The organism is Granulicella arctica (assembly GCF_025685605.1).
GTDB classification, from domain to species: domain Bacteria; phylum Acidobacteriota; class Terriglobia; order Terriglobales; family Acidobacteriaceae; genus Edaphobacter; species Edaphobacter arcticus.
Window position 1 is genome coordinate 4,535,013 of record NZ_JAGTUT010000001.1, and the last position, 11,647, is coordinate 4,546,659.

The following is an 11,647-nucleotide window of genomic DNA, read 5'->3' on the forward strand; positions in this document are numbered from 1 at the left end:
GGCACGGTCGCAAAGTGACGCCTTGCGACCGTTGTCCGTCAATCCTTGGAACCTTCATTCTTGCTCTTCTCTTGGGGCTTGATGGTGTTCCGGACGACCATAAACTTATTAAGCAGATCGAACCAGAACGGCGCACCCAGCGACAGGGCGAAGCCGGTAATGATCCATCCAAAAAGCTGCTCAAGAATGTGGATCGCGTTCCATTGGCCAACGTCGAGAACCTTCGCCTTGTAGTCGGCTACGGAACCGTGCCAGCCAACCGGCAGCAGATACTCCGATGTAACGTCGTTGAAAGAGCTGACCGTCGTCTGCAACTGCTTGGTGAGATCCTTCTTCATAGTGTCTGGATTGCTGTCGGTTGAGGTCACGGTGTTCTTTGTGATGTAGCCTTGGGCGGCATTCACCAGACCCGTCCTTGCATCCCGGTCGACCCAAAGGCTCTGGCCCACGCGGATGGAGTCGACGTTAAAGATCACCGATAGCGCCAGGCCGATGACAAGCAGGATCATCTGCGTCCGCTTCTTGTACCAGCCGGAGACGCGATCCATGGCGTCGTTGTACCAGTTCTCAAGGTTGACGCGGAACTTGTCGGCGGAGTCGATCGCACCCTCCGCAGTGCTCGCGGTATCGATAAGAAGCGCTCTGAGCGCCTCTGCCGCATTGTTGTTGCAGAGACTATGGACGATCGTCCCATCAGCCGCTAGTGTCTGCGGGCCACTGCTCGCTTTGCAAAGATTTTCGAGTCGTTGCTGGATGTACCCCAGCTTCGGTGCCCCGGCAGTGTTGCCGTTGTTGAGGATGTCGACGATGGTGATGGCAAACGTCCGTGCAGGAATGTAGGCGGGTAGAAGGTATTTATCCGAGACACCCGCAATGGGCTGCATATCGGGCATTTGGAGGATACGCCGTACCACGTCGCGGAAGGGACTTAGCTTATCCGGAATGTTCGTAGCTCCATTGTCCTGCTTAGGGTCGCGATAGAGTCCTCGAACGAGGCCATGTGTATAAATCAGATCCACGAGCTTCTCTCCATTTTCGAGAGTGCCGCCTGAGAAGAGACTGCGGATGCCATGCTCGAGGTTCGCAGATCGAGCTTGAATGAGTGCGGAGAGTGCTTCAAGTGCCGTTGAGGCAATAAGGCTGAGGAGCAGATAAATAAACGCCATACCAATGGCGACGTCGAGAATGGAAGAGCCGAGCATGGAGATGCCTTTACCAGGAAGATGAACAGCAGCCTGCACCAGGGGAGAGCGCAGACTAGCAGCCGCCGTGGGCCCCGTCAATGTGGATTTGATTTGGTACTGCCGCGCGGATTTAGTGGACGCGCAGGACGACTACAGTCTCATCATCGAAATGCTCCGTACCGCCCTGGAAGAGGGCCACGGCATCAAGAATGGCATCCACGGCGGCCTCGGAACTGTCCGTCGCCGTGGGATGATGCTGCAGCAGCGTACATAGCCGGTCCGATCCGAACATCTCTGCCTTGGCGTCGTTCGCGTCCACGATGCCGTCAGAAAAGAAGACCACCAGATCGCCGGGTCGGGTCGCGAGTGTCATCTCTTCGTACACGACGTTGGGGAACAGCCCGAGCGGGAAGCCCTCGACCTCAATCGTTCGCACATCGATCGCGTTGGTGAGGCTCGTCGTCTCCGCCGTGACGAAGAGCGGCTGCACGGAGCCTGCGTTCGCGATCTGCAGCGAGCGGGTCTCGTCGTCCCACACGGCGATCAGCATGGTGACGTACTGCGAGGCCAGCTTGCGCTCCTGCAACTGGTCGTTCAGCGCGGCCAGCAACGTGCCTGCTGAGAGCTTCTGTGGAGCAAGCGATCGGAGGATGCCGGACACAAGCGCAGCGTAAAGGGCCGCCGGTGCAGCCTTGCCCGAGACGTCGCCGACAGCAAGGGCTACCTTGCCCGCACCATAGTCAAGAAAGTCATAGAGGTCGCCACCAATGGAGCGTGCCGGAAGAAAACGCGCAGCGATCTCCGCATGTGCAAGACGTGGAGGGGTAGCCGGAAGCAGACGAAGCTGGACCTGCCGCGCCATCTCCAGGTCGCGCTCCATCCGCTGCTCTTCCTCATGGATGCGCTGATAGAGCCGGGCATTGGCAATCGAGATCGCGACCTGCGCAGCCAGCGTGCTCAGGGTCGTCTGATGATCCTCGTTGTAGTAATTGACCCGGGTGTGCTCGAGATCAAGCACACCGATCACCTTACCCTTATAGATCAGCGGAACGCTCAGCTCTGAACGAGTCTCGGGGTTTTCAGCGAAGTAGCGCGGATCTTTCCGCACATCGGGTGCAAGCACCGGCGCACGCTCCTCCGCTGCCGTACCGATCAATCCCTGCCCAAGCTGCACGGTCCGTATGCGCGTAATCCGCTCACCATAGCGCGACGAGAAGCGGTGTTCAAACTGTCCCTCACGCTCGTTCCAGAGCAGGATGGTGAACATCTGGAAGTCGATCACGCGCTTCAGCAGCTGGCCGATCCGCTCCAGCAGATCGTCCAGATCGAGGATGCTTGTAATCTCGCGGGAGATCTCGTTCAGCACGCTCAGCGTCTCTGCCTGGCGCGAAACCCGCGTGTAGAGCCGTGCATTCTCAATGGCGGTCGACATGCGCGATGCGACGAGTTCGAGCAACCTGCGATGCTCGTTGGTAAAGTAGCCGATCTGTTCAGATTCTAGATCGAGCACGCCGATTACCTTATTTTTCACGATCAGCGGCACAGCCAGTTCCGAGCGAACGTTCGGATTCGCCTCAACATACTGCGGGAAGGTAGTCACATCCTCGATCAGCATGGACTTGCGCTGCAGTGCCGCCTGTCCAACAACGCCATGGCCAACCTTGATGCGCATCCGTTCGATCTCCGCCGTATGTCCACTCTGGAAACGCATCCGCAGCTCGTGCGTGCGGTCGTTCAGCAGCAAAATCGCGAAGATGCGATAGTCGATCACGGCACGAACAAGGTCAGCGACGCGGTGCATCAGCGTGTTCACATCGAGCGTGGTGTTGAGTGCATCCGCGAGGCGATGCAGGAACTCAACCTGCAGCGGTTCGAGGCGGATGTGCGGGTCGGGCGCAGGCGCAACCGCGCTCTCCTGCACAGGAGGGCGGTAGTCACCTTCGAAGTGATCCTCCGGTGCGGGTGAAGTAAGGCCGGGAGTTCCGGCCTTGCGCGGCTTGTCGGTGGTCGACATGTGTAGCGATGATTCTACGTTGGCAGGCGGGTCGGCGAAGGAAGTCAGTAGCCCGAGCCTGTTGGCTCCGCGGTGACATAGCCTGCAAGCTCCGCAACGATCTTCACACTCGCGCTCGCACCGATCCGGCTGGCCCCGGCGCGGAGCATGGCGGTTGCGTCCGCAAGCGACCGAATCCCACCCGATGCCTTTACCCCGGCGTTTGTTCCCGCCGCACCGCGCAGCAGGCCGATGTCGTCCAGCGTAGCGCCGCCGGTCGAGAAGCCAGTGCTCGTCTTCAGGAAATCAGCACCCGCAGCCAGGGCGAGCTCGGCTGCGCGTAGCTTCTCCTCGAAGCTAAGGAGGCATGTCTCGAGGATCACCTTCACGATGGCTCCGCTGCCGTGAGCAAGCTCCACGACGCCGCGAATATCCTGCTTGACCGCCTCAAAGTCCTCAGACTTGCCCGACTTCAGCAGACCAATGTTCAGCACCATATCGACGTCATGTGCCCCAAGCTTCAAGACCCGCACCGTCTCATCGCGTTTGGAGCTAGAAAGCGTGGCCCCGAGCGGGAAGCCAATGACCACACCTACCGGAACGCCCGTGCCCGCAAGCGCCTGCACCGCTGTGGCGACCCAGGTCGGATTGATCATGGCGCAGGCAAACTGATGCTCCGCCGCCTCCTCACAGAGCTGGATCACCTGGGCGCGCGTAGCATCCGGCCGGAGTAGCGTATGGTCAAGCACCGAGGCAAGGGCCTGCGGCGTGGCAAGTATCTGCGCGGCAAATGCAGCGGCGTCATAGGTCAGGTTCTGCGTAGAAGTGGTCAAGGGTGCTCCTGTCGGCGGGGGTGAGGCGCGCCGAGCGTCGTTTATACCGTCTCTGAGACTAGCTGGGTTGCGGTTTGATGCGCAAGCGCAAGGTCTTCCTTCAGGTACGCATAGAGCTGGTGGCGGCTCTCCTCGTCGCGGGCGCGCAGGATAGCGCTCGGATGAATCGTCGCCATCACATGCTCGGCGTATTTTGTGTTGATCAGCTTCCCGCGATCCTTCATCAGGCCAAAGGTCCCGCCCAGCAGGCTCTTCGCTGCCGAGGCGCCAAGGCACAGGATCACCTTTGGCCGGACCGCATCGATCTCTGCCTCGAGCCACGGCCTGCAGGCCGTAATCTCCGACATCCGCGGATTCTGGTGAAGCCGCAGCTTCCCACGCTGGACAAACTTGAAGTGCTTCACCGCGTTCGTCACGTAGATCTGAGCGCGATCGATACCAAGCTCCTCGCAGGCCTTCTGGAGCAACTTCCCGGCCGGCCCAATGAAGGGCAGCCCTTGCAGATCTTCCTGGTCCCCCGGCTGTTCCCCGACAAACATCAGGCGGGCATCCACCGGTCCATTACCCGGCACAACCTGAGTGGCGTGCTTGTAGAGATCGCATCCCTTGCAGGAGGGGAGCGCGGCCTGTATGACCTTAATCGTGTGTTCGGCGGGGACGAAGGGCTGAGCAGTTGGCTGCTGCTCCTGGCGCGTGACCATGGTGGCGACTCGATTCTGGGCCTTGGTGATGAGATTTGGAAGGAGCGAGACCTCGGGCAGATCCTTCCAATAGCGGACGGGCATCTCGCTGCGCATCGTCTCAGGATTCAGCCGCGCAGGGTTGAAGATGCTGGCGTAGTAGGCGCGCCAGAGGGTTTCCAGCTCGTCTTCGGCAGGTGCAGCCTCACGCGGCAACCCGGGCGAAAAGGTAAGGCGCTTCGTAACCGGGTCCCACGACACCGAAGCATCCGGCGTCAAAATGCTCCAGCGCAGCACCGCAAAGCGCTCAGCGAAGAACGGCGCAGCCAGCGGCAGGATACGATGGTCCGGCTGGTACCACGCAATGAAGTGCTCGCAATTCTCAGTCACCTCAGAGGTTGCCGCATCGATCTCGGGCCAGCACTCCGGAATCTCCGTCTTCGTCACGCCAAAGGGCGTCGGCGTCGCGAGCACAAGGTGGTGCTCCTCGCCAAGCTCGCGACTCCCGTCCGGCACCAGAACCGTCTCGTCGATCACCGTCGGACGACCTTCAGGGTAGCTCGGCTCGCCCGGTTCAAGCACTTTGCGGAAGCGTACGAAGGCGTGCATCTTGTGAAGGTCGCGCCGCACCTGCCCGTCAAGTCGCAAAAGCTGATCGACGTCGCGATCCACCTCGACACGCATCAGGTCGCGCTCCGTCTGTAGTCGGTACAGCAAGCGGTAGAGGAGATTCCACCGCTGCGGATCTCGGTGCGCAGACGCATACTTTGCCGCTTCCAGAAAGGTCTTCGAGGTATGCGGCGCTGTAATCGGCTGCCCGGTCGGCGTCTCATCGCTACCCAGGGACAAGGCCAGGGTGGTCGGCACACTCGCGTCTTGTAGATCGATCTCCTCTGGCCGATAGCCAAGGCGGAGCGCCTCACGTGCGGCGTCCCGCCAGGCTGCAAAGTCGGGTTGGAGGAGCAAATGCTTCATACGGCGACGTTTCCTATGATGGTCGCCGCATGTTTGGCGTCTAGATCTGTGAACATGCCAGTGGGCTGAGAATAAGATTCGTGATGTTACTTACGATCTCCTCAAAGTGGTAGCGCGGGTCTGTGGAAAGCTTCTTCCACTCGGGGTCGGCACCGAATGCCTTCCAGTTCTTGTCCATGGTTGCAAGATCAGGGAAGCTGAGCATGTACGTCAGATTCGGCATGCGCGGTCCGACCAGCGTGTCGCCATAGAAGACCTGGTCAAATCCGGCGCGCCCGAAGACCCCGAACTCACCCTTGTTGAACATCTCGACCTTGCGAACATGGTCGCGGTCGCTCGGGCTCTCATACGTCCGAAGCTGAAAGAGGCGCTTTTGATGTTGCGCGGCGGACGGTGGCGGCGTCAGCTTCGGCCAGCCCTCGAACGCCGAAAGCAGCTTGCTCTCGGTTCGCAGGAACGACGGCGCAGTCGCAGGCGCGCTCCAGAAGGGATCAGCCAGCTTCAAAAACGCCTCATCCTTACTCAAGGTCAGATCCAACGTCGTCAGTGCCTCGACTGACTTGCTCGGAATCAGCACCAGGAACGTCGGCGTCTCCGGTCCGATGTCGATTTTAAAGGCACCGATCGGGTTCATTCCCATCCGGTTGACGGTCGGAATAAGCGCGTCCGCAATGAACTTCTCGCACAGCGCAGTCTGTGGCCCCGTCTGTAGATGGTAAGTCCGTAAAAGGTAGAACTCGCGCGCACCAGCGCTGGGAGTTTGGCCGGACATCTGTCCAGTCAAGGCGAGGGCGGATGCTGCGGTAGAGGCTGTCAGGAAATCACGTCGCTGCAAAGTAGTCCTCCGGGTCAAATCTTCGGTCGCACCAGTTTAGACCGAACCGGTCAATGCGCTGAAGGGTGCAAAAAGATCGAGCTGCAAAGTTGAGGCAATCGGCACAATCGGCTGAGCGTTCGGGAGGTGGTCAGCTGTAGTCATATAGGGCATGGCGCTCTTGATACGAACGTGCAGCTTCTTGAGATCATCCAGGCCAAAACGGTGGTATTTGCGAATGGACAGAATCCGCTCGACACTCCGATAGCCAATCCCAGGCACCCGCAGCAGCGCCTCGCGTGGGGCTGCATTCACGTCAATCGGAAAGAACTCCGGATGGTGCTTCGCCCAGGTGGTCTTCGGATCTTCCGTCAGCGAAAGCTCCGGCTGCTCCGGCGTCGTAAGCTCCTCGGCCTGGTATCCGTAGTAGCGCATGAGCCAGTCAGACTGATAAAGCCGGTGCTCCCGCATCAACGGCGCAGCCTTCAGCGGCAGCCGCGCATCCGCCTCCGGGTAGGGGCTGAAGCCGGTGTAGTAGATTCGCCGCAGCTTGTACTCCCGGTACAGGTGCGTGGCTGTCGTCAGGATCTGCCGATCGTTCGCCGGTGTCGCGCCGACGACCATCTGGGTCGATTGGCCCGCCATCGCGAACTTTGGCGCAAGCGTGGACTTTTTTCGATCCTCATCCGCCTCTTCTTTCCGCGTATGGATCTGGCCCATCGTCGATTCGATCACTGCCGACTTCTTCTCCGGAGCAAGCTGAACAAGATCCTGCTGGGTCGGCAATTCAATATTCGCGCTAAGCCGATCCGCCCAAAGCCCCGCCTCGTTGATCAGCCTTTCGTTCGCCCCCGGAATTGCCTTCAAGTGGATATACCCGCCGAACTTATGCACAGAGCGCAGCGTCTTCGCCACCTGGATCAGCTGCTCCATCGTGTAATCGGGCGACTGGACGATCCCCGAAGAGAGAAACAGCCCCTCTATATAGTTGCGCTTGTAGAAGTCCAGGGTCAGGTCGACGACCTCCTGCGGTGTAAACCTCGCCCGCTGGATGTCACTCGAAACCCGGTTGACGCAAAAGACACAGTCATAGGTACAAACATTAGTCAGCAGAATCTTCAGTAGAGACACGCAGCGACCATCTGGCGTATAGCTATGGCAAATTCCCATGCCATCGGAATGCCCGACACCCTCGTTGTTTCCGGCCCGTTTTGCACCCGACGAGGCGCACGACGCATCGTACTTCGCTGCGTCCGCAAGGATCTCGAGTTTGCGCTGTACATTCATCGGAAGTCGCAAGCCTGATTATAGCGAATGAAAAGCGAACTTGGCATCTACTGTCAACTGTATGTAGCCGGTACTTTCGTTTGCAAGTAACTCGTATCCGAATGGCCAGCTTCGCTATCTAATACCCTATGAGCATTTCACCCGGAGAGCTGCGGCTCTCGGTTCTCGATCAGTCGCCGGTCTCTGCAGGCAGCACCTCAGCCGACAGCCTTCAGCGCTCCATCAGTCTCGCCCGACACGTCGACGCACTGGGCTATCACCGCTTCTGGATGTCCGAGCACCACGCTATGGAGACCCTCGCCTGTACCGCGCCCGAGGTTATGCTCGCCCGCATCGGCGCGGAGACCCGCCGCATCCGCATCGGCTCCGGCGGCATCATGCTTCCGCACTATACCGCCTTCAAAGTGGCCGAGTGTTTCCGGATGCTCCACGCTCTTTATCCCGGTCGCGTGGACCTGGGTATCGGCCGTGCCCCTGGTGGCGGGCCGGTCGAGGCGCTAGCCCTCAAGCGCGATCGCACCACCCAGCAGCACGACGATTTTCCCGACCAGGTCAGCGAATTGCTCGCATTCCTTGGTCACGACTTCCCGGTGGGCCATCCCTTCGCCCGTATCCAGGTATCTCCGAACATGCCTGGCTCGCCCGACGTGTGGATGCTCGGTTCAAGCATGTGGAGCGCCTCGTCCGCAGCCGAGTTCGGCCTTCCGTACGCCTTCGCGCACTTCTTCAGCCCGGTCAACACCCGCGCCGCTATCGAAGCCTATAAGCGTGGTTTCATGATGAGCGCCCTACGGGACGAACCCGAGGCCATGGTCGCTGTCGGCGTCATCTGCGCGGATACACAGGAGGAAGCGGAATATCTCTCCACGAGTGTGCGTCTCCTCCAACGCCGTATTCGCCAGGGCGACCGGCGTCCCATCGCCTCGCCTGAGGAGTCAATTCGTGAACTGAAGCTCTTTGGCGAGACAAGCCTGCAGGCCTCTCAGGCCGCAGAAGAGGGCGAGTGGCCACGCTACTTCGTCGGTACGCCGGAGCGTGTCAAGGAGGAGTTGGGGCAGATGGCGACGGCTCTCAAAATCACTGAGGTCGTCGTAAATACCATCGTCTGGGACCACGCAGCGCGTCTCCGCAGCTACGATCTTCTTGCGGAAGCATTTACGTTGACGAGCGTCTCACCGGATCGTCGCATTCTGTCGACAGCCGCATTCTAGTTTCAAAAAGTAAAATAAAAGCGCAAACCTATTGATCTCCTAAAACTTACCGTTATATGTTGTCTGTATGACATACAGCGGTCGTCACGCCGAGAGATGCTGTTCGCCTATGAAACTGAGATAGCCAGATCGAACAGCTGGAGAGCTTGGCATGGATGAGAGCACGATAGTGAGCCCCTCGATACATCCTGCCGTCAAGGTTGAGGATCTGCTGCATACACGTGAAGACTCTGGAGGCGTACAGCCCGATCGGGACAGTCTCCTCAGCCTGAAGATTCAACAGGCCGAACTGCAGTCGCAGATCGATGAACTTCGTCGCGGCCAGATTGAGCTTGAGGAGTCCCGTGACCAGTATATGGACCTCTATGAGTTTGCCCCGACCGGCTATGTCACCCTCAGCCTGCGGCTCGTAGTCCTCCATATCAATGCAACAGGCGCTCGATTGGTCGGATCCGACAGGACGCGTCTCTTAGGCCACCGCTTCGCTCGCTTCATCGCCGCAAAGGATCGTGATCGATACCTCACCTGCATTCGTCAATTGAAGGAAGATGGGGACCGCCGCACCGTCGACGTGGACCTTGCTCTCGAAAAGGGCGGCCGTCTCGCTGTACAGCTCGATTTGGTTCGCGTGATGCCTGCAAATTCTGACGCCACGATCCGCATAGCTCTTACCGACGTGACGGAACGAAAGCGTGCCGAGGCGGAGATAAAGCGACTCGCCTTCTACGACGCACTCACCTTTCTGCCGAACCGGCGCTTTCTGTTAGACCGGTTGGAGGTGCTGCTCACCACCATCACGTTTCGGCCGCAGCACGGCTCGATCCTCTTTCTTGACCTAGACGACTTCAAAACACTCAACGACACTCACGGACACGCCTTCGGCGACATCTACCTGCAGGAGGCAGCGCGGCGCCTCACAAGCTCCGTTCGTGCCTGCGATACCGTAGCCCGCCTCGGCGGGGATGAGTTTGTCGTCATCATCGAGAAGCTCAACGAGACTGAGATTCAGGCCGCTGCGGAGACCATGCGCATCGGCGAAAAGATCCTCCTCGCCCTCAGTGAGCCCTACCTGCTCTCCGGAATCGAATATCGAAGCACCGCAAGCATAGGGGTCAGTCTCTTTTGCGACGAGCACCTGTCCGGCGAGGAACTTCTCCAGCAGGCTGATCTTGCGCTCTACAGCGCCAAAACAGCAGGGCGTAACACCATTCGCTTCTTCGATCCGCAGATGCAGGCCACCGTCGCCGCACGCGGAGCCCTGCTCACCGATCTCCGTCGAGCCCTCCAGAACCATCAGTTTCTCCTGCATTACCAGCCGCAGGTCGATCGCCAGAGGCACTTGAAGGGTGTTGAGGCGCTGGTCCGTTGGCAGCATCCGGAGCGCGGCATCCTGTCTCCCGCGGACTTCGTTCCCTTCGCGGAGGAGAAAGGTTTTATTGATTCGCTTGGCCAATGGGTGCTCGAAACCGCCTGTAGCCAGTTAAACGAGTGGAGTCGCAAGCCCGAGATGGCGCACCTCAGCATCGCCGTCAACGTCAGCGCGCAGGAGTTCCGTCATCCACACTTTGTAGACAAAATCCTTTCCATCATCGAACGCACCGGCGCCGATCCCCGCTACCTTGTCCTTGAGTTCACCGAACGCCTGATGTTCGGCACCATCAAGGACACGCTGGCCAAGATGACCACGCTTAAGTCCCATGGTCTTCGCTTCTCGCTCGATGACTTCGGCATTGGCTACTCGTCGCTAGCATACCTGCAAAGCCTGCCGCTCAATCAACTCAAGATCGATCAGACCTTTGTCCGCAACATGGTAGCGAATCCGAATGATGTAGCGATCGCGCGCTCCGTCATCGCCCTGGGTCAGAGCCTTGGTTTGGATGTGATCGCAGAAGGTGTCGAGACGCAGGAACAGCATCGGCTCCTCGAAGCGCACGGCTGTGGCGGATATCAGGGCTTCCTCTTCGGACGTCCCGCACCTGCGGAAGATCTGCGCCTGCCCTTCTAAACACGACCGAGTAGCCGCACAGAATGTCGATTGCTTCCGGTTGAAGCTCGTTAGTGGCCGCCCGTATCCGGTGGCATGATGCGGATATCTTCCACATTACGGTAGCGCTCGGCGTAGTCCATGCCGTAGCCGATCACGAAGGCATTCGGAATGCTGAATGCCACGTAGTCCGCTTCGATTGGAACCAGGCGGCGCTCCGGCTTATCGAGGCACGTCGCGATCTTCAGCGATGCGGGCTTATGCTGCAGCATCAGACCGCGCAGATAGCTCAACGTCAGACCCGTATCGAGAATATCTTCGACCAGGATCACGTGTTTGCCTTCGATCGGATTGTCGATATCCTTGATCAGCTTGACGGCACCGGAGGAGACTCGCGCTCGTCCGTAGCTCGATACTGCGACGAAGTCGAAGGTAGCGTCTACCGTGATGGCGCGTGCAAGGTCTGCGAGAAAGATCGCCGCTCCTTTCAGCACGCCGATCAGCACGATCGACTGGTCTTTGTAGTCTTCGGAGATCTGCTGACCAATCGCGGCGACACGTTCGGCAATCTGGGACTTTGAATAGAGGATTTCCATATCGGCGGCGGGAGGGAACTGAATCGTGCTTGAAGACATGCCCTTAAGGTAAACCGAATACCCCCGGAGCGAAAGTCGACATGCACTTCG

General features: G+C 59.1%; 9 protein-coding genes. 2 read left to right on the forward strand and 7 right to left on the reverse strand.

Translation table 11 applies throughout. The features are described from left to right. Positions 1–38: 38 nt before the first annotated feature. The 6 genes from OHL20_RS19155 to OHL20_RS19180 all read right to left on the reverse strand — a co-directional run bounded on the left by OHL20_RS19155 (position 39) and on the right by OHL20_RS19180 (position 7,766). A complete protein-coding gene (locus tag OHL20_RS19155) occupies positions 39–1,202 on the reverse strand; it encodes a hypothetical protein (protein WP_263384760.1) in 1,164 nt (387 codons plus the stop codon). Between the two features lie 112 nt (positions 1,203–1,314). Then, entirely contained in the window at positions 1,315–3,198 is a 1,884-nt protein-coding gene (locus OHL20_RS19160) for a GAF domain-containing protein (RefSeq protein ID WP_263384761.1), read from the reverse strand. Between the two features lie 44 nt (positions 3,199–3,242). Next, on the reverse strand, positions 3,243–4,010 hold the full coding sequence (gene deoC / locus OHL20_RS19165; protein ID WP_317890974.1) for a deoxyribose-phosphate aldolase: 768 nt from the start codon (positions 4,008–4,010) through the stop codon (positions 3,243–3,245). Positions 4,011–4,051: 41 nt separating this feature from the next. After that, the gene (locus OHL20_RS19170; RefSeq protein WP_263384762.1) at positions 4,052–5,665 is read right to left on the reverse strand and encodes a UdgX family uracil-DNA binding protein; all 1,614 of its coding nucleotides are present in this window, start codon (positions 5,663–5,665) and stop codon (positions 4,052–4,054) included. Positions 5,666–5,705: 40 nt separating this feature from the next. Then, positions 5,706–6,500 (reverse strand): NIPSNAP family protein, encoded by a 795-nt coding sequence (locus OHL20_RS19175; RefSeq protein WP_263384763.1) that lies wholly within the window; start codon positions 6,498–6,500, stop codon positions 5,706–5,708. Positions 6,501–6,536: 36 nt separating this feature from the next. After that, complete coding sequence (locus OHL20_RS19180) at positions 6,537–7,766, reverse strand: putative DNA modification/repair radical SAM protein (protein ID WP_263384764.1); 1,230 nt, start codon at positions 7,764–7,766, stop codon at positions 6,537–6,539. 128 nt (positions 7,767–7,894) lie between these two features. On the opposite strand from OHL20_RS19180, the gene OHL20_RS19185 reads away from it, so the two are divergent. Together OHL20_RS19185 and OHL20_RS19190 are read left to right on the forward strand one after the other, a co-directional pair. Beyond that, positions 7,895–8,977 (forward strand): LLM class flavin-dependent oxidoreductase, encoded by a 1,083-nt coding sequence (locus OHL20_RS19185; RefSeq protein ID WP_263384765.1) that lies wholly within the window; start codon positions 7,895–7,897, stop codon positions 8,975–8,977. Positions 8,978–9,128: 151 nt separating this feature from the next. Beyond that, positions 9,129–10,982 carry a putative bifunctional diguanylate cyclase/phosphodiesterase gene (locus OHL20_RS19190; protein WP_263384766.1) on the forward strand — a complete coding sequence of 618 codons (1,854 nt, stop codon included), beginning with the start codon at positions 9,129–9,131 and terminating at the stop codon, positions 10,980–10,982. Between the two features lie 50 nt (positions 10,983–11,032). Here the strand turns inward: OHL20_RS19190 and hpt are convergent, their stop codons facing one another. Then, a complete protein-coding gene (gene hpt / locus OHL20_RS19195) occupies positions 11,033–11,596 on the reverse strand; it encodes a hypoxanthine phosphoribosyltransferase (RefSeq protein ID WP_263384767.1) in 564 nt (187 codons plus the stop codon). Between the last annotated feature and the right edge of the window lie 51 nt (positions 11,597–11,647).